We start from the raw sequence: 25,015 nt of genomic DNA, 5'->3' as shown, positions 1-25,015 counted from the left end.
TACTTTCATTCATGGCGGGCTACTCAGGAACGTAACATGACACGTCATTCTCCTTTCGGCCATCGCTCCTTAACTACCACAGTAATGCAGTGCCCACGTGAACAACGGCGTGAAGCATTGCTGCAGTTAGCTGCCGTGCATGATCCTGCGCAACAACCTGCATTGCAGCATGCCTTATCAACCGTAAAAGCGGGTCCTGACACTATATGGCAAGGCCTTTGGATAGCCACTCAAGCGGGCCATATCGAAGCCGCCGCCTGGGTACAGCCATTGGCTAATCAAATGGCGCAGCTTTGGCTACCCAGGCAGCATAATTCGTCAGTTGATGCGTTGTTGAAAGCCTTGCAGGGCTGGGTAAACGAGCAGCCGATTGCGCTATGCCATGTGGCGTTATCCGACGATGCGGCCAGCTGGGAAACAAGGTTAGTGACCCACGGTATGCGGGCGCTTGCCACTCTGGAGCATCTTGTGTGGCAGTGCCAAACCGTTCAATCACCCGCTAATCTACTGATACTAAGCCCCTTTGCTGAATTGACTCCCGCTCAACAGCGGGCGTTAGTAGAGAAAGTAAGCGAAGGCTCGTTAGACTGCCCAGAGCTTCGCGAAGTGCTCACCATTGACGCGTTACTAGCGGGATTTTATGACCAAGCGCCGAATGCCCCAGATAACTGGTATCAGCTTAAACATCAGGGGGAAACTATCGGTGTATTATTACTTGCTTCCAACCCTGTTACACAGCGCTGGTCATTGCAGTTGATGGGGCTGCTACCTGATTGGCGTGGCGGGGGAATGGGCAAGGAAATTATTCAACAAGCGCAGGCGTTGGCTAGCAAGGCGGAAGCCCGCGACATTACGCTCACTGTCGATACACAGAATGTTCCAGCAAAGCGTGTATATGCTCAGGCAGGCTTTACGCGTTATGCTCAGCAGCGTTTGCTGGCTTGGTGCTAAATAGCTGAACATTGATACGGTTTTTAAACCGCTGAATTAAGCATAAAGCTCAGTTTAGGTTGAATTGCCGCGCTTAGTAGCATTTTCTTACGCTTGGCGTTCTCGGTATACTAATGCGATATGCACGTCTTGGCGTTCCGGTTGCCGCAGGTTGATGATGTCGCTGCCGCGCGCAGGGGTTAAGCACAAAACGTTTTATGACAAAACTCAAGAGGTGGTGAGAGTGAAATCTAAGCTGATCATGAGCGGGCTGGCGGCCCTAGGCGTCATGGCAGGCACATCCGGTGCTTATGCTCAAGACGCAGCACGTGACGCAATCGCTGAGCGCTTAGCGCCGGTAGGTCAACTCTGCTTGCAAGGCCAAGACTGTGGCACCGCAGCAGCGCCAGCCGCCGCTAGCAGCGGTGGTGGTGACGAAGTTGATGGCGAAGGTATCTACAACAACGTCTGTATGGCGTGCCACGAAACGGGCGCAGCGGGAGCCCCTATTCGCGGTGATGAAGCTGCGTGGGCTGAGCGTACCGAACAAGGTTTCGCGACACTGCTAGAGCACTCGATTAACGGTATTGGTGCAATGCCTGCTCGTGGCGGCAACCCCAACCTGTCAGACGAAGAGATGGAAGCGGCGACAGCGTATATGGTGGAGCCTGTCATGGACGTTCCCGAGCTAGGTGGCGGTGACGAAGAAGCGGCTGCAGAGGCGACGGAAGAGAGCGCTAGCGATGATATGGCCGCAGCAGAGGAAACCAGTGCCGATGAAGGCACCGCAGACGCTGCAGCTAGCGAAGAGGAAGCTTCTAGTGGTGGCAGCGGTTTAGATGGCGAAGCGCTTTATGCCAGTGCTGGTTGTGTGGCTTGCCACGCGGCAGGTGTTGCTGGTGCCCCTTTGATTGGCGATGCTGATGCGTGGGCGCCGCGCCTTGAGCAGGGTGTCGATGCGTTATACGAAAGCGTGTTTAACGGCAAAGGCGTGATGCCGCCACGTGGTGGTAGCAGCGCCTCTGACGAAGAAATTATGGCCGTTGTCGATTACATGGTGTCAGAAGTGCAATAAGCTGTTGTTGTAATAATGTTGTGCAATCTATCCACAGGTGGGTTTTGAAAATCCCCTGTGGATATTTTTTTGTGTTCTTATGACTTGCTGCTAACCCAACAAGGAACGCAGCCCGGCAATCGCGTCTTTCCCGCGTGCCTGCTTTTTCTCGGGGTCTTCTTTATCGGCGCGGCCCTCCCACTCCAAATCATCAGCGGGCAGTTCGTCTAAAAAGCGGCTGGGCTGACAGTCCATTAGTTCACCATACGCTTTACGCTGGCGGGCTAATGTCAGTGTCAGGGTACGCCTTGCTCGTGTAATCCCAACGTAAGCCAAGCGGCGCTCCTCTTCCACGGTGCCCATTTCAATAGCATTGCGGTGGGGTAGCAGATCTTCCTCTAAGCCCATCAAATACACATGGGGAAACTCCAGTCCTTTCGAGGCGTGCATGGTGAGTAGTTGCACACGGTCTGAGTCGTCTTCTTCAGCCTGTTGCTCAAGAATATCCCGAAGCACTAGGCGGGAAATGGCGGCTTCTACGCCGTCTGTTTCCGTTGCGGTGGAGTCATCGGCATCTTCTGGGTCGCGGTTTAGTGACTTCTCTAGCTGATCAATCAAAATCCATACGTTGGCCATACGCCGTTCAGCAACGGTTGGGGCGCTGGCATTTTGGTACAGCCAGGCCTCGTAATCCATATCGCGCAGCATGTCGCGAATGGCGGCGATGGCATCGTCTTGATCCATGCGTTTACGCACGCCATCAATAAAGTGCGTAAAGCGGGAAAGCCGCTCTACGGCCCGAGTCGGCAGCGTTTGCTCTAACCCTAGCTCGTGGCAGGCAGCAAACAGCGAAATTGAACGCTCTGTTGCGTAGTTGGCTAGCTTTTCCAACGTGCCAGGGCCTATTTCCCGGCGGGGCACGTTCACAATACGTAAAAAGGCGTTATCGTCAGCAGGGTTAATTAACAGCCGCAGATAGGCCATGGTGTCCTTGATCTCGTTGCGCGAGAAAAACGACGTACCGCCGGAAAGCTTGTAGGGAATTTGGTAGTGCTGCAGCTTGAGCTCTAATAAACGTGCCTGGAAGTTACCCCGATAGAGCACCGCAAAATCTCGCCATTCTGCTTTTTCTTTGATACGCCGAGTCAGCATTTCGCTGGCTACCCGCTCGGACTCCGCCTCTTCATGACGGTTGACGATGACCCGAATCGGCGCGCCATCGCCCATATCCGACCACAAGGTTTTATCGTAAACGTGAGGGTTGTTAGCAATTAACGTGTTGGCCGCACGCAAAATGGTGCCGGTCGAGCGGTAGTTCTGCTCCAGCTTGATAACGTTCAGACGCGGGAAGTCTTCGCCAAGGGTCACCAAATTTTCAGGCCGGGCCCCGCGCCATGCGTAGATCGACTGGTCGTCGTCGCCAACCACGGTAAAGGTCGCCCGTTCGGCCATCAGCAGTTTCACCAGTAGGTACTGAGAAACGTTAGTGTCCTGATATTCATCCACCAACATATAGTGAATTTTGTTCCGCCAGCGGGCCAGTGCGTCTGGGTCACGTTGTAGTAGCACCACCGGCAGTAGGATCAGGTCGTCAAAATCCACCGCGTTATAGGCTTTTAAGTGGCGCACGTAAGCTTCATAAACCCGTGCGGCAAAGTGCTCGTCATCATCCGCGGCAAAAGAAAGCGCGTCACTGGGCAGCACTAAATCGTTCTTCCACGTGGAGATTTTGCTCTGCACTGCGTTGATCTGCTCGGCGTCTACCTGAGCGTCTTTGTTCATTAGATCGCGCAGCAGTGCTTTGGCATCTTCTGGGTCAAACAACGAAAAGCCTGGTTTGTAGCCTAGTGTTTTCAACTCACCGCGAATAATAGTCAGGCCTAAATTGTGGAACGTCGACACCGTTAGCCCGTGGCCCTCTTTACCCTTCAGCATTTGCCCAACGCGCTCTTTCATCTCCCTGGCGGCTTTATTGGTGAAGGTAACCGCCGCTATTTTGCGCGCGCTCATGCCGCACTCTTGCACCAGATAGGCGATTTTGGTGGTAATAACGCTGGTTTTACCAGACCCCGCGCCCGCCAAGACCAAACAGGGGCCATCGATATAGCGCACCGCTTCCTGCTGGCGCGGGTTTAGCCCTTTAATACGGCTAAGAATGCTCTTTGGCGGTTGGGGCGTCATGGTGAAGGGTGACCTCTACAAGTGTTTCTAGGCAAATTCCATTACAATCAGCGGCGCTGGGCGAACGCACAATGAGTTAATAATAGGCAGGTGGTAATGTTTGAAGTAGCGCTATTTGAACCGCGTATGGCACCCAATACGGGTAACATTATGCGCCTGGTGGCTAACAATGGCTGCCGATTACATTTAATTGAACCGCTGGGCTTTGATCTCGAAGAGAAAAAGCTGCGCCGCGCCGGACTAGATTACCGTGACCTAGCCAATGTTACCCGCCATGCTAATTTTACGGCGTTTCAAGCGGCAATGCAGGGGCGCACGATATGGGCGATTACCACCAAAGGCACCCGAGCCCACAGCGACGCGGCTTTCGCGCCGGGCGATGTACTGCTATTCGGTTCGGAAACCGCAGGGCTGTCGCCCCAGGTCCATGCTGCGCTACCCGCAGAACAGAAGCTGCGCATCCCCATGCAGCCCAATAACCGCAGCTTGAACCTTTCTAACGCCGTTGCCATCGTCAGCTATGAGGCGTGGCGCCAGCAAGATTACGCTGGCGCATTAAGCGGTAAGTAGCGACTAACCCGCGATGCCGTAGCGGTCGCGATAAGCGCGTACCGCTTCGGCGTAAGCCAGCATTTCGCCGCCAGCATGCTCTTCAAGGTAAGTAAGCACTTGCTCTAAGGTGACAATACTGACAACCGGCATGCCGTACTGAGCCTGGACTTCCTGGATAGCGCTTTGTTCGCCCTGGCCGCGCTCTTGACGATCAAGCGCAATAATCACGCCACCTGCGCGGGCACCACTTTGCTCAATTAGGCTCATCACTTCACGGATAGCCGTACCGGCTGTAATCACGTCGTCAATGATCAAAATATCGCCGGCCAGTGGTGCACCGACAATATTGCCGCCTTCGCCGTGGGTTTTGGCCTCTTTACGGTTAAACGCGTAGGGCATATCGCGATCGTGGTGGTCGGCTAAGGCCGCGGCAGTGACCGCCGCCAGGGGAATGCCTTTATAGGCTGGGCCGAACAGCACATCCGCTTGCAGACCACTATCGACAATGGCTTGAGCGTAAAAACGGCCCAGCTTAGCCAGGGCACGACCGGTTTGAAACAGGCCCGCGTTAAAGAAGTAAGGGCTTACTCGCCCAGACTTAAGCGTGAACTCGCCAAACTTGAGCACGCCCTGCTCAATAGCGAAGGCAATGAAATCGCGCTGATAGGGTTGTAGAGTGGTAGCCACGATGGTCTTCTCTTGTCGATAGGAATGTAAGTAATAGAAATCTAAGTAAACGCAGTAATAAATCAGAGTTAAACAGCAAGATTGGGTTTGTCTATTTACCCAAACGTCTAAACGTCGGGTATCATACAGCAGCGACGCAAAAGGGACGATTTATGAAAATTGCCAGCATCAATGTCAATGGTATACGTGATGCCGTCGACCGTGGCTTCCTGGACTGGCTGGCTCAGCAGGATGCCGACGTGATCTGCGTGCAGAACATCAAGGCAAAAAGTTTTGAACTGGACGACCATATTCTCTATCCGGAAGGCTACGAAGGCTACTTCCTGGATGCAGAAGAAGATGGTTTCTCCGGCGTGGCACTCTACTGCCGCAAAATTCCCAAGGCGATTATGTATGGTCTTGGGTTCCCTCAGTGTGATCACGAAGGGCGCTTTCTGCAGGCGGATTATGACCGCTTCAGCATTGCCACCTTCTTGATGCCTGATGGAAGTGATCAAAAAGCCAAACAGGCGTTTATGGAGCAGTACCAAGAGTATCTAACGAAGATGTCGCGCAAACGTCGCGAATACATCATCTGTGGTACTTGGCACGTTGCCCATAAAACCATCGATTTGGCCAACTGGTCGGACAATCAGCTAACCTCTGGTTTCCGCCCGGAAGAGCGTGCCTGGATGGATCAGGTGCTTGGCCCAACCGGCTTTATCGACACCTTCCGCGAAATTAATCGCGATGCGGGTGAATATACCTGGTGGCCAAAGCTCGACCAAGACGTGCCCCGTGAGCGCCAAGAAGGCTGGCGGATCGACTACCAGCTGGTCGGCCCCAACTTCCGTCGCCATGTGGTCGACGCGTGGATTGATTACGATGCGACCTTCTCCGAGTTCGCACCGCTGATCGTTGAGTATGACTTAGCGCTGTAAGCGCTCACTTTCCCGCGTCGCATTACCCGTCTCAGCAACAGGCCAGCTTATAAGCTGGCCTGTTTGCGTAGGCGCGTTGAGTGCTTGCTAACTAACGGTTTAGCCGCGAATACCCAATGCTTCGCGCTGTTTTTCGCGCAGCTCGGAGCCAGCTTTCTCAGCGAGATCAAGCATCGCGTTCAGCTCGGTACGGTTAAACGCCCCCGCCTCTGCGGTACCCTGGACTTCAATTAGCTCGCCGTTTTCAGTCATCACCACGTTCAGATCGGTGTCAGCTTTACTATCTTCCGGATAATCCAAGTCCAGTACCGGTACGCCTTTATAAATACCCACCGAAATCGCGCTAACCAGCTGCTTAAAGGGATCACCTTTGATCTTCTTCTCACGCTGCAGATAACGAATGGCATCTACCAGCGCCACACAGCCGCCGGTAATCGCAGCGGTGCGCGTGCCACCATCGGCCTGAATCACATCGCAATCCACGGTAATGGTGAACTCGCCCAACTTCTTCAAGTTAACCGCTGCGCGCAGGCTACGGCCAATCAACCGCTGAATTTCCAGCGTACGGCCACCCTGTTTACCACGCGTCGCTTCACGGCCACTGCGGGTGTGAGTGGCACGGGGCAGCATGCCGTACTCAGCGGTGATCCAACCCTGATTTTTGCCACGCAGCCAGCGCGGTACGCCCGCTTCCACACTCGCATTACACAGCACTTTGGTATCACCAAACTCCACCAGTACCGACCCTTCTGCATGGCGGGTGTAATCGCGGGTTATGCGAATTTCACGGAGCTGGTCGGCTTCACGACCGCTAGGGCGAACAACATCAGGACGCATAACACCTCACATCAATTTATCAGTGGAAAAGCCCACCATTGTACACGTCAGCGACGCCGTTGATGGGCCTATTCAAGGCAGACGTATCTACCAGCACAAGATCGGGTAGACTGACCTAAATGCGCGATGAACAGGAATCTTTAATGGCTAACCCACGCCACGTACACAGCATGACCGCCTTTGCCCGCACCGAGCAGGCCGCCCCGTTTGGAACCCTGCAGGTGGAAATCCGCTCGGTGAACCAGCGCTATCTGGAGCCGCACTTTCGCCTACCCGACGCCCTGCGCGAGCTAGAGCCGGTGCTGCGCGATGCCCTACGCACACGCCTAGCGCGAGGTAAAGTCGAGTGCAGCCTGCGTTTTGAAGCCGCGGAAACCAATCAAGCTCCTGCGGTAAATGTGCAACGGTTGAAAGAGATTGCCGATGCCTTGGCCGCCATTCAGCAGCAGGTGCCCAGTGCGATACCACCCACCACGCTGGCGTTACTTAACCAACCCGGCGTTATGGAAACCCAGCACCTAGACCAAGAGGCCATTAAAGCCGCTGCTAAAACGCTGTTTGACCAAGCGCTAGACGAGTTGATCGACGCCCGCGCCCGGGAGGGCGAAAAACTCGCTGAGATGATCACCACTCGCTTAACGGCCGTCAGTGAACAAGTCGCCACCGTGCGCAGCCTGCTGCCGCAAATTTTAGAGCGCCAGCGCGCCCAGCTGCTGGAACGCTTAGACGTCGCCAAAACCGAACTCGACCCGCAACGCCTGGAAGCCGAATTGGTACTGGTGGCACAAAAAGCCGATGTAGATGAAGAGTTGGATCGCCTAACGGCGCACGTACAAGAAGTCAGCCGCCAGTTAGCCCAAAAAGGCCCCAAAGGCCGCCGTCTGGATTTCCTAATGCAGGAACTCAACCGCGAAGCCAACACGCTATCGTCAAAATCGGTAGTCGCCGAAACCACCCGCTGCGCGGTGGAGCTAAAAGTATTGATTGAGCAGATGCGAGAGCAGATTCAGAATATTGAATAGCCTTTAAAGCTGCTCGGCTGGCGTCATTATTTAGTAAGAGGGCTCTAATATAAAAGCATGCCCAGTGTCTAAGAGTAGAGTGAGTTCTCCAGAGTGGCAGCGCTAACGATGGTTAGCAGTAAGACCGATGAGTCTTTTGGTTTAAACGTAAACGATATCTTCGTTCTAGTTCTATTAGAACAGTGATTGATGCGTATCAGCTTTGTTTAATGAGTATTACGGTACGATGCTCTTTAAAAGGCGATTAATACCGTGTTGCAAAAGAGGAAGAGGCTGTCATGGTAAAAACAAACACAACCAATAGCGACACGTCACCCCAGGCGAAGGCACCAGTACCATGGGTGGATGAATTTAGCGTGATGAAAAAGACCCATGGCGCACAGGAAGCCCAAGCTGCTGCTATTGCCGATATTTTGGGTCTCAAAGGCCCGCTGCCTGAGTCTCATGAAGAAACGCTAAAAGCCGTGGCAGACATTATTGATGGGGCGTCACTTGATGATGTAGCCGAACTGAAAAAAGCGCTGACGCATTGGAAGCAGTTTGATAAAGGCCGCGCAGTGTCTAAAGACGAAGCGTTGGTCGAAAATTGGAGAACAGCAGCTTATCCGTACAAAAATCGTCTATCTCGCAAATCTTATGAAAAACAAAAGTACTACCTGCAAGTAGAGTTATTGAAGCTGCAGTCGTGGATTAAGAAAACTGGTCAGCGTGTCGTGATTGTGTTTGAAGGGAGGGATGCAGCAGGTAAAGGGGGCACCATTAAGCGTTTTATGGAGCATTTAAACCCCCGAGGATCACGAGTGGTCGCGCTTGAAAAACCCACTGAAACTGAGCAAGGCCAATGGTATTTTCAGCGTTACATCACGCATTTGCCAACTCACGGCGAACTGGTGCTGTTTGATCGTTCCTGGTACAACCGAGCAGGCGTAGAGCGAGTGATGGGGTTTTGTACTGAGAAGCAGTATCAAGACTTTTTACGTCAAGCACCTGAACTAGAACGCAATTTAGTAGGCAGTGGCCTCCACTTAATTAAGTTCTGGTTTTCGGTTAGTCGCGAAGAACAGCAGCGGCGCTTTAAAGAACGTGAGCTGCATCCGCTTAAGCGTTGGAAGCTTAGCCCGATTGACTTGGCATCGTTGGAAAAGTGGGATGAGTATACTGAGGCCAAAGAAACCATGTTTTTCCATACGGATCACTCAGAATGTCCTTGGGTGGTGATTAAGTCGAACTGTAAAAAGCGGGCACGCCTAAATGCTATGCGCTATGTGTTGAACGCGTTCAACTACGAAGGTAAAGATATTAATAATATTGGGGCTACTGATCCGTTGGTGGTAGGCCGTGCAGAGTTTGCTAATGGTTAGCGATTAAGCCACCTAGCTCTGCCGCTAACAATAACGGTTAAACGTTGGCCGTATTAATTGAGACTGAAACGTAAGGCGTCGCTGCCTGCTGGTCACCATCGACTGAGGATGCCTCACTATGCCTATTTTACGAACTCTCTTTTGCACGCTTCTCGTCGGCATTCTCGGCATACCGCCTAGCAATGCTTACGCAAACGAAACCACCTGGAAGGCGCTGCAAGAGGGAGGGCTGGTGATTTTGATGCGTCACGCACTGGCCCCTGGCATTGGTGATCCGGCTGGGTTTGAGCTTTCTCAGTGCGATACACAGCGTAACCTTTCAGCCCAGGGGCGCGCTCAGGCTGAGGCAATTGGTCGTTCATTTCGTGACCGGGATGTGCCTATTGCCTTGGTGTATTCGTCTCGTTGGTGTCGGGCACTGGAAACCGCTGAGCTAATGGCGTTGGGCCGCGTGGAATTAACCCCCTGGCTTGATTCGTTTTTTCGCCAGCGCAGTGAGCGAGATGATCGCACGCAGGCGGCCAGTGAGCACATTGCTGCTTGGCAGGGTCCAGGCAATTTGTTGCTGGTGACTCATCAGGTCAATATTACGGCGCTCACAGGCGGCGGAGTGAGCTCAGGCGAAATGATCGTTGTGCGCCCAACGGGCGATTCGTTTCAGGTGGTGGGCCGATTAAACGATAAGTAGTGATAACGCTTCTTTGATGGCTCATATTAGTTAGTTAAAAAGACGATGTTAAAGAAACACTTTTTAGCGTTTCAATGTATTTCATAATTTTTATTGCCGATATATTGTTTATTATTGTTTATTTTAAATGCATTGGTAATATTTTGTTGCCTGGTTTTAAAGGCTGTTATATAAATCTCGCCTTTATTGTGGGTGATTAGTTAAATGAGTTTCTTCGCTAATTCGCTATAATAAATTTTAACAATGCGGTTAGTGTTAAAAGCTAATTTCTTACTTTTCACTAATTAAAAAGTGTCGTGCACTGAGTGCGCGCATTACTGCGTACATACTAATGGGTGACCTTATGGGTGCTTAATTAGGTGGCGTGGTATTCCCAATGGTACTTGGTCATTAGAGGAGTAGTGATATGAAAAAGTACGCAGCGGAGTTAATCGGTACGTTTTGGTTAGTATTGGGTGGTTGTGGCAGTGCGGTGTTAGCAGCGGCTTTTCCAGACGTAGGTATTGGCCTATTAGGGGTGTCGCTGGCATTTGGTTTGACGGTTGTTACGATGGCGTATGCGATTGGGCATATTTCAGGATGCCATTTAAATCCTGCGGTATCGGTAGGACTTTGGGTGGGAGGGCGCTTCCCTGCTAAAGAGTTGCCTTACTACATTGGTGCGCAAGTAATAGGTGCTATTGTTGCCGGTGGCGTGCTGTATCTCATTGCGAGTGGCCAAGCAGGGTTTGATGTGACTGCTGGGTTTGCCTCCAATGGGTATGGAGAGCATTCACCCGGCGGTTATAGCATGACGGCGGCGTTACTAACGGAAGTCGTAATGACCATGATGTTTATCTTCATCATTATGGGGGCAACCGACGGTCGCGCTCCGGCTGGGTTTGCGCCGTTGGCGATTGGCTTGGGCTTAACGCTTATTCACCTAATTAGCATTCCGGTTACCAATACCTCGGTGAATCCAGCGCGTAGTACGGGCGTTGCTCTGTATGTAGGAGACTGGGCGACAGCTCAGCTGTGGCTGTTCTGGGTAGCGCCAATGCTCGGCGCGGCGTTAGGGGCATTAGCGTATCGCTTTATTGCTCAGCCTGTGTCACTTATAGCCCCGCCATCTTCTTCTGATCACGACGATGATCTGACGGGTAAGATTGTTCCTTAAAGCGGTTCTCCACGATAGTAGTGCCATAAAAATAGCGAACCCACGCTACGCCAGGGGGCCCAATGTTCAACTAACTGGCGAGCCTGTTTAGGCGTGGGTTTGTCTTCCAGCTTTTTTAGACGGCCAAGCGCTACACGTAAAGCAAGGTCGTCGGCGGGAAATATATCCGTGCGTTGGAGCGAAAACATCAGGTAAATTTCGGCGCTCCAGCGTCCAAAACCACGCAGTTGAGTGATGGCGGCAATCGCCTCGTCATCGCTCAACATGGCCAGTCCGTCGGCACTGAACGTGCCTGCAAGTTCTGCCTCCGCCAGCCCTTTGGCATACTCAACTTTGCGCCAGGAAAGCCCTGCATCACGTAGCGCTTGGTCTTCAACGTCCATGACTGCTTTCGCGTGCAATTCAGGTAGCAATGAAGTCACACGGCCCATAATGGCGCGGGCTGCTCCCGTTGAAATCTGCTGGCTAACAATCGTGCTAAAAAACGTTGCGAAGCCTTGGTCGCGCTGGCGCGGTGCGGGTGCGCCAACGAGCGGGTAAGCTCGGGCAATATCGGGGTCGGCCTTAGCCAGTGCCTCCATGGCGAGCTCGATAGTTTCTAGTGTCATGAATAACCTGCCTGCCTATAAAGTTAAAACACACTAACAAAACTAGGTCATTAGTGTTTTAACCTACAGGAATTACCTTATTCGCCCGCTAACTTTTTTGGTGTCGCATATTTCTACTTTTGTCTAATCCTGCGATCATTTGTCGCTATACAAGACCGTTTCGTTAAGCAGGTGTGAGTGCGCCTGGGGAGAAAAGTATGCAGGCGACGTCATCGGGATTGGCACGTAACCCGCGATTGGCAGAAGTTGTGTTGGCGTTAGGCGGGTTTGGTATTGGCACCAGCGAATTCGTCATTATGGGATTAATGAACCGTGTCGCGGAAGATCTCGCCGTCACGGTGCCCCAGGTGGGCTACGCCATCAGCAGTTATGCCCTTGGAGTGGTGGTAGGCGCGCCACTGATATCTGCCTTTGCAGCGCGTGTACCTAAGCGTGCATTGCTCATTGTGCTGATGTTGGTATTTGCGGTTGGTAATATCGCCAGTGCAATGGCTCCAGGGTTTTGGTCATTTGTTGGGCTGCGCTTTATCGCTGGGTTGCCCCATGGTGCTTACTTTGGTGTAGCCGCTTTAGTAGCGGCTGGCGCAGTGCCGGTTGATCAGCGGGCGCGGGCTATTTCACGGGTAATGATGGGCTTAACATTGGCGATTTTGATTGGCGCGCCGTTAGGCACATGGACAGGCAATCTATTTGGCTGGCAAATTGCCTTCGCAGCGGTAGGTGTTATTGCACTGCTGACGGCGCTGTTGATTCGCCTGTGGGTGCCTGTACAGCCATTCGATGCGTTAGCAAGCCCGTTACGCGAGTTGTCGGCATTGATAAAACAGCGGGTGCTGGTAACGGTGGCCATTGCCTGTATTGGCTGTGGCGGCATGTTCTCGATTTTTAGTTATGTGATGCCCACACTTACTCAGCAAGCGGGTATGAGTGAAGCGCTAGGGCCGATGGTGTTAGTGATTTTTGGCCTTGGCTCTATTGCTGGCAATTTAATTGGTGGCCGCGCAGCGGATAAAAATTTAATGCGCGCGATTCCCGCTACCTTGGTGTGGTGCGCAGTGATTCAGGGGTTGTTCTATTTCGCTGCCAATAATGTTTGGACAGGGCTGTTATTTGTGGGGTTGGTAGGCACTAGCATGGCGTTAGCACCTGCGCTGCAAACCCGTTTAATGGATGTAGCAGAAGATGCCCAAACGATGGCGGCTTCACTTAACCATGCTGCTTTTAATGGGGCAAATGCGTTGGGAGCGTGGTTAGCGGGTTTAGTGATTAGCGCAGGTTTCAGCTGGTCAAGCACGGGGTTAGTCGGTACCGGGTTAGCACTCTGTGGGCTAGTGATTTTTGCTTGGGGGAGCTGGCTTGAAAAGCGTACTTTTAGAGCGGCTGAGCATTACCAATAAGCGGTGAGTAAGCGTGGGCGGCTGCCGCTAAATTGACAAAAACTGTAACTTTTATCTAGGGTGATTAGGTGCAATCCATATGGAGGTGACCTATGCATACCCGATTAATCAAGATGCCGCGTTTGTTAACGTTGAGTGCTATTACCGCAGTAACCTTGGTCTTAGCAGGCTGTGGTTCCACTACGGGCGAGCGGACAGCCAGTGGCGCAGGGGTAGGCGCTGCTGTTGGGGCTGGTGCTGCCGCTGCTACGGGTGGCGACGTTACGCAAGGCGCGGCGGTTGGCGCAGGTGCAGGTGCTGCGACAGGGGCCGCGACGGACGAAGACGATATTAGCCTAGACTGATTGGCCTTAACCAACCCCGCGAGTTAGCGACATAGCCTGAAGCCGCGCATGCCTAAGTGAAAATGGTCAGCATGTGCGGCGTTGTAGTCTGGCCCTAGCACATTGCCAAAGGTGTCGCAGGCACCGTCCCTTGCTGCTCTTAAGAACTCCCCCGCTTCACCGTCATCATCCCAGTGATTAATCAGCGTAATGCGCTGGCCGTTTTCAAACTGAAACCCCACCACATCCAACGCTTCAGCTGTGGCGTGTTCACTGCGTCTGCCAGTTTTGCGGCCGTAAACATTACGGCAGGCAAAGCTGCCGACGTGATTAACCTGGGCCACTTGGCTGCCCATGATCTCCTGGGCGGCGGGTTGCAGCGCGTGGCGCTCGTACATTACCCAGGCCAGTGCCAGCGGGCAGGTGGCGACAAAGCTTTGGTTGAAGCGAACGGTGCTTGACTGCACACGTACGACATTTGTGAGTGGACAACTAGCGGTTGGCGAGTAATCGGCTAATGGTGTGTATCGAAGCTCGTTTGTTGGTGCGGTGTCTAGGGCCGCTAAGCAGGCTTTTGGGTCATCGTTTAGACGTTTGAGCTTTAGCTGGGTGATGGGCGTTATAGGATCATCAATATAGAGCGGTGCCCAGGGCGCCCAATGGCGGGGTATCTCAATCAGTCCTTTTTGGAGCGCTACCCCCAAGGCAATAAAGCATAAAATAACGAGGGTACTGCGCATGATGACCTCCTTGTGACTGCGCTGAAACGCTACAGTCCATAGCATAGGTGTGCGATACTGCGCGCATACTTTATGCACGCACAGTACTTGATGAGCAGTACTTGATAAACAAGACAACGCCTTACCGTTGCCCTGTTTATCTTCGCTAACGATTTTCCGCTGACTATCATTTCGCTATCTATCTTTTGCTAATTAGGGAAGCGCTTCATGTCCCAGGGTACGCTTTTTATTGTTTCTGCCCCGTCAGGTGCTGGTAAAACCAGCTTGGTTCGTGAGCTGATCGAGAGCCTGGATGGCATTCAGGTGTCGGTCTCTCATACCACACGAGCTAAGCGCGAGGGAGAAGTGGATGGTGTGAATTACCACTTTACTCACGTAGCCGACTTTGAAGCGATGATAGAGCGTGGTGAGTTTTTCGAGTATGCCAAGGTCTTTGATAATTATTACGGCACGTCACTGCGTGCGGCGCAAACCGTACTGGATGCAGGGCAAGATGTTATTTTAGAGATCGACTGGCAAGGAGCGCAGCAGGTACGCAAACAAATGCCCACAGCGGTATCGATTTTTATCTTGCCGCCCTCGCGTAGCGAGCTTGAACGCCGCCTTTCTAGCCGAGGTACCGATGAACACGCAGTGATCGCGCGGCGTATGCGTGATGCCGTTAGCGAAATGTCTCATTTCGATGAATATGATTACTTAGTGATCAACGATGATTTCACCACAGCACTTCAAGAGTTGCAGTCGCTGGTGATCAGTCGCCGCTTAACACGTCAGGCGATGCAGGCGCGTCATGCGCCACTGCTCGATGCGCTCTTGTCACAAGCGCCTAGCGTCGAGTAATCTAGCAGGTTCCATTACCACTTTTTTGCTGGGCCAGTGGCGTTTCCCCACAACGCTGGCCCAGCGTTGTCATTACAGGAAGACCCCCATGGCTCGCGTAACCGTTGAAGATTGTCTGGAAAATGTTGAGAACCGCTTCAAGCTGGTGATGATTTCCACCCAGCGCGCGCGTCAGCTTGCGCGTGGCTCCCGTGAAGCACAACTGCCCTGGGAAAACGACAAGCCTACTGTTATGGCGCTGCGCGAGATTGCTGCTGGCCTTGTAAATCACACTGTGCTGGATGAGCCAGTGGAAGCCCCGGTACGTGTTCGTCCCGCGATGACACCTACCACACATATCGACGACTAAGGTTTACTAGAGACTGGACTTAGAAGCGACTAGGGGCGCGGTAAATGTTCACCATTGATGACCTGGCCGATCGACTCGGCGGCTATTTACCTCCGGATGAGATTCAACAGGTCAAACGCGCCTTTTATTATGCCGAGCAAGCCCATGACGGCCAGCGCCGCCGCTCGGGCGAACCTTATGTTACCCATCCGCTAGCGGTCGCCAATATCTTGGCCAACATGCACATGGATCATCAAAGTTTGATGGCTGCCATGCTGCATGATGTCATTGAAGATACGGGTGTCTCCAAAAAGGCGTTATCTGCGCAATTTAGTAAGCCTGTTGCCGAACTAGTCGATGGTGTTTCCAAACTGACCCAGATCACCTTTGAAGACAAAGCTGTCGCTCAGGCGGAAAATTTCCAGAAGATGGTGTTGGCAATGTCGCGGGATATTCGCGTCATTATTGTAAAATTAGCCGACCGTCTACATAACATGCGCACGCTGGGTGCCTTACGGCCAGATAAAAAGCGCCGTATAGCTCGGGAAACGCTGGAAATTTATGCCCGTATCGCGGGGCGTTTAGGCATCAATACGATTCGTGTTGAGCTGGAAGATCTCTCTTTCCAAGCGATTCATCCTATGCGCGCTGAACGCATTAAACGCGCGGTGGCTAGCGCCCGGGGTAATCGGCGTAGTGCGATGCGAGAAATTCAGTTATCGCTGCAGCAAAGTTTGGACGACGAAGGGCTGAAAGGTACTGTGATCGGTCGGCAGAAGCATCTGCTGTCGATTTATAAGAAGATGCGTGATCAGCGTAAGCCGTTTGCGGAAATCATGGATGTCTTTGGTTTTCGCATTATTACCGAAGATGTCGCTAGCTGCTATCGCATCCTGGGTGTAGTGCATAATCTCTATAAGCCTGTGCCAGGGCGCTTTAAAGATTACATTGCCATCCCAAAAGCCAATGGCTACCAAAGTCTTCACACCACGCTGTTTGGTCAGGGTGGAATGCCCATTGAAGTGCAAATTCGCACCCGAGAAATGGAGGCGATGGCTAATAATGGCATCGCTGCCCACTGGCTCTATAAAGCCGGGCAAACTACCCATCCTATTGCTGAAGGCAGCCATGCCCGCGCTCGGGCTTGGGTAAAAGGGCTGCTGGAAATGCAGCGCCATGCAGGGGACTCGCTAGAGTTTATCGAACACGTCAAAAACGACTTGTTTCCAGATGATATCTACGTGTTTACCCCCAAAGGCGACATTATGGAGCTTCCTCAGGGCGCAACGGTGATTGACTTCGCCTACAGCGTACACACTGATATTGGTAACAACTGTATTGCTTGCCGTATTGATCGCCACTTGGCACCGCTGTCTACGCGTCTTGAAAGTGGTCAAACGCTGGAAATTATCACCGCTCCTGGAGCGCGGCCTAACGTAGCGTGGCTTAATTTTGTTACCACGGCTAAAGCGCGTTCTGCGATACGCCATGCTTTAAAACACCAGCAGCAGGCTGAAGCGATTACGTTAGGGCGGCGTTTATTGAACAAAGCACTCGCCCCCTTTGAGACCAGCCTGGAAGAACTCGATGAAAGCGTATTTGCTAAAGCTCTTAAAGAACTTGATGCTGCCTCATTAGACGCGTTGCTTGAATCAGTTGGATTGGGAAACCGGATGGCTCATGTGGCAGCGCGTCGTTTAGTCGATGCTGCTCATGGTAGTAATTTTGACTATATCCTCAGCACGGATAGTGACAAAGCGGTAGTGATCAGTGGCAGTGAAGGTATGGTAATTACCTTTGCCCGATGCTGTCATCCCTTACCGGGTGACCCCGTGGTTGGCCATTTGTCAGTAGGTAAAGGGCTAGTCGTCCATCGCAGCGAGTGTAAAAATCTTGGTGAACGTAAGAACGACCCCGAGAAGCTATTTGCGCTTGAATGGTCGGACACGATAGATGAAGACTTTCCGGTCGCACTACGCATTGAAATTGAGAGCCGTCGTGGGCTGGTGGCCGAGCTGGCAGGCGTGGTGACCGATGCCGACGCAAATATCGAACGTATAGGTATTGAAGAGCGAGATGCTCGGCTTTCAATTGTTAATTTAACCTTATCCGTCAAAGGCCGCGTGCATCTTGCGCGCATTATTAAGCGTATTCGCAACCTTCCTAATGTTGGCAAAATAACCAGAATGAGCAATTAAACACCCGTGAGTAGGCTGCTGGCGTTGGGCTGGCAGCGACTGCTATGGCGGGCCATAAGAATTAAGATTTAAACCTATCACTATATCTATAACATACATCTAAAAATACGTTAAACACGACAGGAGAGTGCTATCTCATGAGCAATAAAGCGGTTATTAACACTGAAAAAGCCCCCGCTGCAATCGGCCCTTATTCACAGGCGATTAAGGCTGGCAATACGGTGTATCTTTCGGGCCAGATCCCACTGAATCCAGAGACAATGGACATTATCTCTGACGACTTTGAGGCGCAAGCGCGTCAAGTATTTACTAACTTGCAGGCGGTTTGTGAAGAAGCAGCTGGCTCGCTTGGTGATATTGTTAAGCTCAACTTATACCTTGTTGATCTGGATAATTTTGCGATCGTTAATAAGGTAATGGAAGAGTTTTTCTCACCGCCTTTCCCTGCTCGCGCAGCGGTTGGCGTGAAAGCGCTGCCTAAAGGCAGCCAAGTGGAAGCAGAAGCGGTAATGGTAATCGGCGACTAAGTCATCGGGCTTAACGTTGCCAGCCATACGAGCGAGCACTGTTTAATTACGTGCTCGCTCTTTTTGAGGTGGGTATGAATGAGAATAGTGAGGCGCTAAATAAGGTTGAATAAGTTAGCGCCAAGTAAGTTAGAAAATTTACGTTAGTGAAAAGTAAGTTAGCGAAAAATAAGTTAGTGAAAGAGCGGTTAGGCTTTTTGTGGCGTCAAGAAACCACCTTCTTTTAACACCTGTGCGTAGCCTTCTTTGTAAGTCGGGTAGCGGAACTGGTAGCCCATTTCACGAATACGGCTGTTATCGCAGCGCTTGCTGGTTCGGCGGCGCAGTGGTGATTGCATGGTATCGGTAGATTCGACATTTAGCTGCTTGGCTAGCCAGGCCATCACGTTATGCAGGGTGACAGGCTCGCAGTCACTGCCTAAATAAAGCTCTGCTAGCGGCATACCTTTTTCCTGACAGCGGATTAAGTGCGCCAAAATACCGGTGCAGTCATCACGGTGAATGCGGTTAGAGTAGCTAACCGGCGTAACTGCGGCAATGCGACCTTCCGCAACTTGGTGAATGAGACGGTCTCGGCCAGGGCCATAAATGCCGGAAAAACGCACCACTGTACCGGGTAACGGATGCGTAATGAGTGCCTGTTCAGCATCACACATCAATTTACCAGAAAAACTGGTTGATTCTGTTGGACTATCTTCGCTAACGACTTCGCCTTCCTGCTGTCCGTAGACACTGGTTGAGGAGACAAAGAAGATACGTCTTGGCGGTGTTTTGTGCTGTTCGAGTACGCCAAGCACACGCTTTAAACCGTCTGGGTAGGCGCTTTGGTATGCGCTTTCTTCGAAACGGTCAGCGCTAACGGTGTAAACAACATAATCAGCATGGGGCAATGCATTGGCATCAGCACTCTCAAGATCGTTGAGATCCAGTGCTAACGGCTCAATGCCGGTGTCCTTTAACGTTTCGACTTGGCGGCGCACGCCGATGACACGATGCCCTTCACTGAGTAGCTCGCGTCCTAACGTTATGCCAATATCCCCGCAGCCAATAATCAATACCGTTAGCTTCATCTTGCGCACTCCTGTTGATTAATATTCCCTATCAGATACAAAGTCCCTATGAGATGTGCCATCTTCAATAGGGTTTGTTTGTCCTTTTCCATCTCGCTATCACGATTACCTGTAACGAGCTGCAACGAGAGGATGCCTCTGGCACCGCTATGACTTTAACAGAACTACGCTATATCGTAACCCTTGCCCAAGAGCGTCACTTTGGTCGCGCTGCTGAACGCTGCCATGTTTCTCAGCCAACGCTCTCGGTGGCAGTGAAAAAGCTGGAGGACGAGCTCGATACGCCGCTATTCGAGCGTTCGAAATCGACCGTGCAAGTCACCCCGCTGGGAGAAAAAATTGTGGCTCAAGCACAGCGCGTGCTGGAGCAGAGCCGGCTTATTTATGAAATGGCCAATGCCGGCAAAGATCAGCTGGCTAACCCGCTGCGTATTGGTGCTATTTATACGATAGGCCCTTATTTATTCCCGCATTTAGTGCCAGCGCTGGCGAACGCCGCACCACAAATGCCGCTGTATATTGAGGAGGGTATGACCAGCACACTACGGGCGAAGCTGCGCAGTGGCGAGCTAGACGTCATCATCGTGGCACTGCCTTTTACAGAGACTGATGTGGTTACTAAACCGATTTACGATGAACACTTTGAAGTATTGATGCCCGCTAGTCACCGCTGGGTAAGCCGTGAGGCGATCTACAAAGAAGACTTATTGGAAGAGCGATTGTTGTTGCTAGGCGAAGGGCACTGTTTCCGTGACCAAATTCTAGAAGCGTGCCCAGCGATTACCCAAAAGCTCAACAGCCCGAACAATACGCTGATTGCCGAGGGCGGCTCGTTGGAAACGATTCGTCATATGGTCGCCTCGAAGCTGGGAATTACGGTGCTTCCTCAGTCGGCATTGGGGACCGACCAGTATGAAAATGCCATGCTGGTCAGCCGTCCCTTTGTTGAACCCGCTCCATCGCGCACCGTTGCTATTGCTTGGCGGGCAAGTTTCCCTCGGCCAAAAGCGATAGATGCGCTAGCCAAGGCGATCAGCCAATGCCAGCAACCCGACCATAAGGCCAGCATATCCTCATGAGTGAGCTTTCTGCACCGGTTTCGTCGCTAAAAGGCGTGGGTGAGGCGCTCGCGCTGAAATTAGCGCGAGTGGGAGTAGAGCGCGTTAGCGACCTCTTGTTTCACTTGCCGCTGCGCTATCAAGATCGCACACGGCTAACGCCTATTGGCTTATTGCGGGCGGGCAGTGAGGCGGTAGTAGAAGGGGAAGTTACTGCCTGCGATGTGGTGAAAGGGCGTCGGAGAAGTTTGTTAGTCAGGTTGCGTGATGGCAGTGGTATTTTAAGTCTGCGTTTTTTTCATTTTTCCCCTGCCCAGCAGCAGCAAATGCGTCCTGGTGTCACGGTGCGCGCGTTTGGAGAGGCGCGGGCAGGGGCAACCGGGCTGGAAATCTATCATCCGGAATATCGGCTAAGCGGCGGTAGCGAAACGCCGGTAGAGGAGTATTACACGCCGATTTATCCTACTACGGAAGGGCTGCATCAAACGCGCCTTCGCGCACTTACCCAGCAAGCACTTGCGCTACTGCAACGCTCGCCTGAGTCGCTGCCGGAGGTGATTCCCGATGACCTGCGCCAGCGGTTTAACCTGCCTGGGCTGCATGCCAGCCTGCAGCTGCTGCATCAGCCACCTCCAGATGTAGATTTAGAGCAGCTTGCCCATGGCTTTCACCCCGCCACACGTCGGTTGGCGCTGGAAGAGTTATTGGCCCACCAGCTTAGCCTACGTGAAGTGCGTCTGCGCATTCAAGCTGATGGTGCGCCATCGCTGCCGTCAGGCCGCAGTCTACAAGCCCGCTTTTTAGCCCAGCTGCCGTTTGCCCTAACGGGGGCGCAGCGCCGCGTGCTGGAAGAAATTACCCTAGACCTTTCACGCCCTGCCCCAATGCTGCGGTTAGTACAAGGAGACGTCGGTTCAGGGAAGACCGTGGTGGCGGCAATGGCAGCGCTTTCAGCCCTGGCGGGTAACTGCCAGGCAGCGATGATGGCACCAACGGAAATTCTTGCTGAACAGCACTACCGGGCGTTTAAAGCCTGGTTTGAACCTCTAGGCATCGAAGTAGCCTGGTTGGCAGGTAAACTAAAAGGTAAAGCGCGATTAGATGCCAAAGCCGCCATAGCCGATGGTCGCGCCCGCATGGTGGTGGGTACCCACGCGCTGTTCCAAAGCGACGTACACTTTCAGTGTTTGGGGCTGGCGATTATTGATGAGCAGCACCGTTTTGGCGTCCATCAGCGCCTAGCACTGCGTGAGAAAGGTGAAGCGGGTGGGCTAACACCACACCAACTGATCATGACCGCGACGCCGATTCCCCGTACGCTGGCTATGAGCGCTTATGCTGATTTAGACGTGTCGGTGATTGATGAGCTGCCGCCAGGGCGTACGCCGGTTAAAACGGTGGTGGTGTCTGACGAGCGGCGGCCTGAAGTGGTTGAGCGCATTCGTAATGCCTGTAGCGATGGCCGTCAAGCCTATTGGGTGTGTACGCTGATTGAGGAGTCTGAGGTGCTGCAGTGTCAGGCCGCCGAAGTCACCCGTGATGAACTAACCCAGGCGCTGCCTGAACTCGCGATTGGTCTGATTCACGGTCGTATGAAGGCCAGTGAAAAAGTTGAGGTGATGGAGGCCTTTAAAACGGGCGAGCTCGACCTGTTGGTAGCCACCACGGTGATTGAAGTGGGTGTGGACGTACCCAATGCCAGCCTGATGATTATCGAAAACCCGGAACGCCTGGGGCTTTCTCAACTGCACCAGCTGCGCGGCCGAGTAGGGCGCGGCAGCACGGAAAGCTTCTGCGTATTGCTTTACCATCCGCCGCTATCAAAAAGTTCTCGGGAGCGCCTGGGCGTCATGCGTGAAACCACCGACGGTTTCCGTATTGCCGAAAAAGACTTAGAAATTCGTGGCCCTGGGGAAGTGCTCGGCACCCGTCAAACCGGCCTGGCCCAGATGAAAATTGCTGATCTTGAGCGTGATGCCGACCAGCTAGAGCGTGTTACCGCCCTTGCCCAGGCGCTTCAAGGCAATGCTGAAGTCACTGCTGTCTTAGTACGGCGCTGGCTCGGCGAAGCCGCCGGCCGCTATGGGCAAGTGTAGGGCTTGATGCAACGCTAAGCAGCGGTGCTCGCGTTAGAGTGATTCTCTACTGGGTCGTCAGTTAACCGGTTGGCGGCTTCACCAAGTGGGCCTAGCTGTGCTGCAATCAGGCGGAGCTGACTTTGTATGGGGCGGTAAAGCGCCACGGCTTTTTCATTTTCCTTTAGGCCTTGTTCATCCTGAGTTTTCTTATCTAATGCGTCAACGGCATTCTGCTCTAGCTGTGCCAGGAGGTCGTTGACGTGATCGGCCAGCGGAGTAACAGGCTGGCGCTTATCAAGCTGTTCTGCAAGTTGCCCCATCAGCTTGCTGATACGTTTAGCAAGTGGCATGAGGGCGGCATCATCTTCATCGTCTGCTAACTGGTGACGATGGGCACCGAGGGCAGATAAATGGCTCAGCAGCGTATTAGAGAGCACCAGAAAGCGTAGGCCGTTGTCTGCATCTTGTTTACGGTAGTGGCCTGGCTCGTGGAGCATATTGGTAAGCAGCGTTGACAGCGCGGCATCGGCATTATGGGCATTGCGGCGGGCTAACCGGTAAGCCAAATCGTCTTGTTTCCCATCCTCGTACTGATGCACTATTTCATCCAAATAGCGGCGATGGTTGACGAGCACATTGGCCGCTTCTCGATACAGTTTGCGGCCTTGCCAGTCGGGGAGAATAAAAAATACTGCCAGCCCTGCAATTAGTGAACCGATCAAGGTATCAAAAAGGCGCGGCCAAATCAGATTAAAGCCATCACCCACTTGGTTGAAGCTACATAACACTAGGAGGGTGATAGAGGCGGTGGCGATCACATAATGCTTTTCACGGTTGGCAAAAAATGAGATTCCCGCTGCCACTGCAATCATGCTTTGAATGCTGGCCTGGGGGAATAGGCTAATCGACGCCCAGCCGGCAATTAAGCCAAGCACGGTGCCCAGAATACGCTGGGAGAGAAAGCGCCGCGTGGTGGCAAAGTTAGGACGGCAGACAAATAGTGTGGTTAGCAAAATCCAAAACCCCTGTTCTGGGTCGAGCCACTGGAGCAGTCCATAACCCACTAATAGTGCAATCGATAGGCGTAATGCATGGCGAAATGTTGGAGAGTTCAGCGTCAAATTTAGCTGAATACGTTTCCATGCTTCTAGCACGCTAGACGGAGAGCGATCATAAAGAGAGCTATCACGGTGGCTATCATTGGTGCCTGGGTTATGGGCGCTGGCAATCTGCGCTTCCAGGGTAGTGAGATTGTCGGCAAGCGCATTGAGTGGATGCATCAGCGGACGCCATTCTGCTTTTCCCTGTTCGTTTAGGTTGGCGATAGAGGCACGTAGATCGGCGAGTGCCTGCTCGCTCTGTTCATGACCAAAGGGGCGGTTAAGTAGCAGCGACTTGGCTAGCTGTCGGCAGGCTCGTCCTTGCTGGTCTAAAAGTCGTTGGCAACGAAAGAGGACATCGTGGTGGAAAAAAGCTTCAGTGAGTGCGCTATAAGGGTAGTGAGTAGAACTTGCCCGTTCGTGAATATCCTGGGCGATAAAATAGACCTGTAGATAGCGGTTCAGTTTGCGGCTGCCGCGCTGGCCTTCTAAGCGGCGGAAAATCATCTCTTTTGCTTGGTTGAGGGCATCGACCACCTTGCCGTTTTGTCTAGCTAGTGCCACACGACGGGCTTCCAGGTCTACCCCACGAACAGGTTCAAACAGCGCCGACTTCAATATTAAAAATTCACCTAGCGCTTTATATACCCTGGCCATGCTTTGCTTAACCGGTTGACGCGAAAAAAAGGCGCACCATAAGATCGAAATAAATCCGTACCACGCTGCCCCGGCAAGCAACAGCCATTGTCGGGCAGCCACGTCTTCGTCAACGCCACCGTGCTGTTCAATGTTGATCATCGAATAGATCGATAGGATTAATGTGCCCGAGGCAATGGTGGCGTATCGTTGGCCAATGGCACCCAGCATAATCAAAGTGAAGGTAGAAACTGCTAGCCCTACTGCAAACAACCACGGCCATGGGAAAAGCCACTGAACGATAAACGAGGCTGAAGCAAAGCAAGCAAGGGTGACTAGTAGTGCTTGTAAGCGTCCCTGCCAGCTGTCATCGGTTTCAGAAAGAGCGCTCGCAATAATGCCCAAAAATAGCGGAATCACCAGCGCGATGTCACCCGCAAAACCACTAAATAGCAACGCCCCACTGAACGCGATAAACACGCGCAGGCTATAGGCGAACTTATCTAGGGTCCAAAGACGCCGCAAAGGCAAGGATATCGGCATAGAGGCTCTTAGCGTTCTCTTTTTTAGACTTTAGTTTAATAATTAGTATAGAGGGAATGGCCTGTGCTTGTCTTTACCTGCTGTTATCAATGACAGTGTTCTCCCTCACGTTTACTGACACTCCCCGCCCAGCCGGCTTTATAGGTGAGTGGGCGGACAAACTCGCCCCAACCCGCATCAA

The 25,015-nt window shown here is 52.5% G+C and carries 23 protein-coding genes; 16 read left to right on the top strand and 7 right to left on the bottom strand.

Annotated features, from left to right (window positions below; genetic code table 11):
- Nucleotides 1–36 precede the first annotated feature (36 nt).
- Together CR46_RS0107765 and CR46_RS0107760 are read left to right on the top strand one after the other, a co-directional pair.
- Nucleotides 37–951: a GNAT family N-acetyltransferase gene (locus CR46_RS0107765; protein WP_030071574.1), complete on the top strand. Its 915-nt coding sequence runs from the start codon at nt 37–39 to the stop codon at nt 949–951.
- Nucleotides 952–1,174: 223 nt separating this feature from the next.
- Nucleotides 1,175–2,005 (top strand): c-type cytochrome, encoded by an 831-nt coding sequence (locus CR46_RS0107760; protein ID WP_030071572.1) that lies wholly within the window; start codon nt 1,175–1,177, stop codon nt 2,003–2,005.
- A 90-nt stretch (nt 2,006–2,095) separates the two neighbouring features.
- On the opposite strand, the gene rep is transcribed toward CR46_RS0107760, so the two are convergent.
- The gene (rep, locus tag CR46_RS0107755; protein WP_030071570.1) at nt 2,096–4,165 is read right to left on the bottom strand and encodes a DNA helicase Rep; all 2,070 of its coding nucleotides are present in this window, start codon (nt 4,163–4,165) and stop codon (nt 2,096–2,098) included.
- A 96-nt stretch (nt 4,166–4,261) separates the two neighbouring features.
- On the opposite strand from rep, the gene CR46_RS0107750 reads away from it, so the two are divergent.
- Entirely contained in the window at nt 4,262–4,735 is a 474-nt protein-coding gene (locus CR46_RS0107750) for a tRNA (cytidine(34)-2'-O)-methyltransferase (protein WP_030071569.1), read from the top strand.
- A gap of 3 nt (nt 4,736–4,738) precedes the next feature.
- Here the strand turns inward: CR46_RS0107750 and pyrE are convergent, their stop codons facing one another.
- On the bottom strand, nt 4,739–5,404 hold the full coding sequence (gene pyrE / locus CR46_RS0107745; RefSeq protein WP_030071566.1) for an orotate phosphoribosyltransferase: 666 nt from the start codon (nt 5,402–5,404) through the stop codon (nt 4,739–4,741).
- Nucleotides 5,405–5,556: 152 nt separating this feature from the next.
- Here pyrE and CR46_RS0107740 point away from each other — a divergent pair, with 152 nt between their 5' ends.
- Nucleotides 5,557–6,324: an exodeoxyribonuclease III gene (locus CR46_RS0107740; RefSeq protein WP_009723298.1), complete on the top strand. Its 768-nt coding sequence runs from the start codon at nt 5,557–5,559 to the stop codon at nt 6,322–6,324.
- 99 nt (nt 6,325–6,423) lie between these two features.
- On the opposite strand, the gene rph is transcribed toward CR46_RS0107740, so the two are convergent.
- Nucleotides 6,424–7,161: a ribonuclease PH gene (rph, locus tag CR46_RS0107735; protein ID WP_030071563.1), complete on the bottom strand. Its 738-nt coding sequence runs from the start codon at nt 7,159–7,161 to the stop codon at nt 6,424–6,426.
- Between the two features lie 143 nt (nt 7,162–7,304).
- Here rph and CR46_RS0107730 point away from each other — a divergent pair, with 143 nt between their 5' ends.
- The 4 genes from CR46_RS0107730 (at nt 7,305) to aqpZ (ending at nt 11,388) form a co-directional block, all read left to right on the top strand.
- The gene (locus tag CR46_RS0107730; RefSeq protein ID WP_030071561.1) at nt 7,305–8,183 is read left to right on the top strand and encodes a YicC/YloC family endoribonuclease; all 879 of its coding nucleotides are present in this window, start codon (nt 7,305–7,307) and stop codon (nt 8,181–8,183) included.
- Nucleotides 8,184–8,461: 278 nt separating this feature from the next.
- On the top strand, nt 8,462–9,544 hold the full coding sequence (gene ppk2 / locus CR46_RS0107725) for a polyphosphate kinase 2 (protein ID WP_030071560.1): 1,083 nt from the start codon (nt 8,462–8,464) through the stop codon (nt 9,542–9,544).
- A gap of 118 nt (nt 9,545–9,662) precedes the next feature.
- Nucleotides 9,663–10,232, top strand: coding sequence for a histidine phosphatase family protein (locus tag CR46_RS0107720; RefSeq protein WP_030071559.1), 570 nt, complete (start codon nt 9,663–9,665; stop codon nt 10,230–10,232).
- 406 nt (nt 10,233–10,638) lie between these two features.
- Complete coding sequence (gene aqpZ / locus CR46_RS0107710) at nt 10,639–11,388, top strand: aquaporin Z (RefSeq protein WP_030071557.1); 750 nt, start codon at nt 10,639–10,641, stop codon at nt 11,386–11,388.
- Here the strand turns inward: aqpZ and CR46_RS0107705 are convergent.
- On the bottom strand, nt 11,385–11,996 hold the full coding sequence (locus CR46_RS0107705) for a DNA-3-methyladenine glycosylase family protein (RefSeq protein WP_030071554.1): 612 nt from the start codon (nt 11,994–11,996) through the stop codon (nt 11,385–11,387). The genes aqpZ and CR46_RS0107705 overlap by 4 nt on opposite strands.
- Nucleotides 11,997–12,193: 197 nt before the next feature.
- Here CR46_RS0107705 and CR46_RS0107700 point away from each other — a divergent pair, with 197 nt between their 5' ends.
- On the top strand, nt 12,194–13,393 hold the full coding sequence (locus tag CR46_RS0107700; RefSeq protein WP_030071552.1) for an MFS transporter: 1,200 nt from the start codon (nt 12,194–12,196) through the stop codon (nt 13,391–13,393).
- Nucleotides 13,394–13,485: 92 nt separating this feature from the next.
- Complete coding sequence (locus tag CR46_RS0107695; RefSeq protein WP_030071550.1) at nt 13,486–13,737, top strand: hypothetical protein; 252 nt, start codon at nt 13,486–13,488, stop codon at nt 13,735–13,737.
- 23 nt (nt 13,738–13,760) lie between these two features.
- Here the strand turns inward: CR46_RS0107695 and CR46_RS0107690 are convergent, their stop codons facing one another.
- Nucleotides 13,761–14,456, bottom strand: a complete 696-nt coding sequence (locus tag CR46_RS0107690) for an extensin-like domain-containing protein (RefSeq protein ID WP_030071547.1) — start codon at nt 14,454–14,456, stop codon at nt 13,761–13,763.
- 207 nt (nt 14,457–14,663) lie between these two features.
- Between CR46_RS0107690 and gmk the strand changes: the two genes are divergently transcribed.
- From gmk to CR46_RS0107670, 4 genes are all read left to right on the top strand, one after another.
- Complete coding sequence (gene gmk, locus CR46_RS0107685) at nt 14,664–15,296, top strand: guanylate kinase (RefSeq protein WP_030071546.1); 633 nt, start codon at nt 14,664–14,666, stop codon at nt 15,294–15,296.
- An 88-nt stretch (nt 15,297–15,384) separates the two neighbouring features.
- Complete coding sequence (gene rpoZ / locus CR46_RS0107680) at nt 15,385–15,645, top strand: DNA-directed RNA polymerase subunit omega (protein ID WP_030071545.1); 261 nt, start codon at nt 15,385–15,387, stop codon at nt 15,643–15,645.
- A gap of 44 nt (nt 15,646–15,689) precedes the next feature.
- Complete coding sequence (locus tag CR46_RS0107675) at nt 15,690–17,822, top strand: RelA/SpoT family protein (RefSeq protein ID WP_030071544.1); 2,133 nt, start codon at nt 15,690–15,692, stop codon at nt 17,820–17,822.
- 137 nt (nt 17,823–17,959) lie between these two features.
- Nucleotides 17,960–18,349, top strand: a complete 390-nt coding sequence (locus tag CR46_RS0107670; protein ID WP_030071543.1) for a RidA family protein — start codon at nt 17,960–17,962, stop codon at nt 18,347–18,349.
- A gap of 188 nt (nt 18,350–18,537) precedes the next feature.
- On the opposite strand, the gene CR46_RS0107665 is transcribed toward CR46_RS0107670, so the two are convergent.
- The gene (locus CR46_RS0107665; protein WP_030071542.1) at nt 18,538–19,419 is read right to left on the bottom strand and encodes an SDR family oxidoreductase; all 882 of its coding nucleotides are present in this window, start codon (nt 19,417–19,419) and stop codon (nt 18,538–18,540) included.
- A 149-nt stretch (nt 19,420–19,568) separates the two neighbouring features.
- Between CR46_RS0107665 and CR46_RS0107660 the strand changes: the two genes are divergently transcribed.
- Together CR46_RS0107660 and recG are read left to right on the top strand one after the other, a co-directional pair.
- On the top strand, nt 19,569–20,498 hold the full coding sequence (locus CR46_RS0107660) for a hydrogen peroxide-inducible genes activator (RefSeq protein ID WP_030071541.1): 930 nt from the start codon (nt 19,569–19,571) through the stop codon (nt 20,496–20,498).
- Nucleotides 20,495–22,573, top strand: coding sequence for an ATP-dependent DNA helicase RecG (gene recG / locus CR46_RS0107655; protein ID WP_030071539.1), 2,079 nt, complete (start codon nt 20,495–20,497; stop codon nt 22,571–22,573). The genes CR46_RS0107660 and recG overlap by 4 nt, the downstream gene beginning before the upstream one ends.
- 14 nt (nt 22,574–22,587) lie before the next feature.
- Here the strand turns inward: recG and yccS are convergent, their stop codons facing one another.
- Entirely contained in the window at nt 22,588–24,834 is a 2,247-nt protein-coding gene (yccS, locus tag CR46_RS0107650) for a YccS family putative transporter (protein WP_030071537.1), read from the bottom strand.
- Nucleotides 24,835–25,015 lie beyond the last annotated feature (181 nt).

This window comes from Vreelandella neptunia (genome assembly GCF_000712975.1).
Classification (GTDB): Bacteria; Pseudomonadota; Gammaproteobacteria; order Pseudomonadales; family Halomonadaceae; genus Vreelandella; species Vreelandella qaidamensis.
This window is presented reverse-complemented; position numbering and strand designations above follow the sequence as displayed.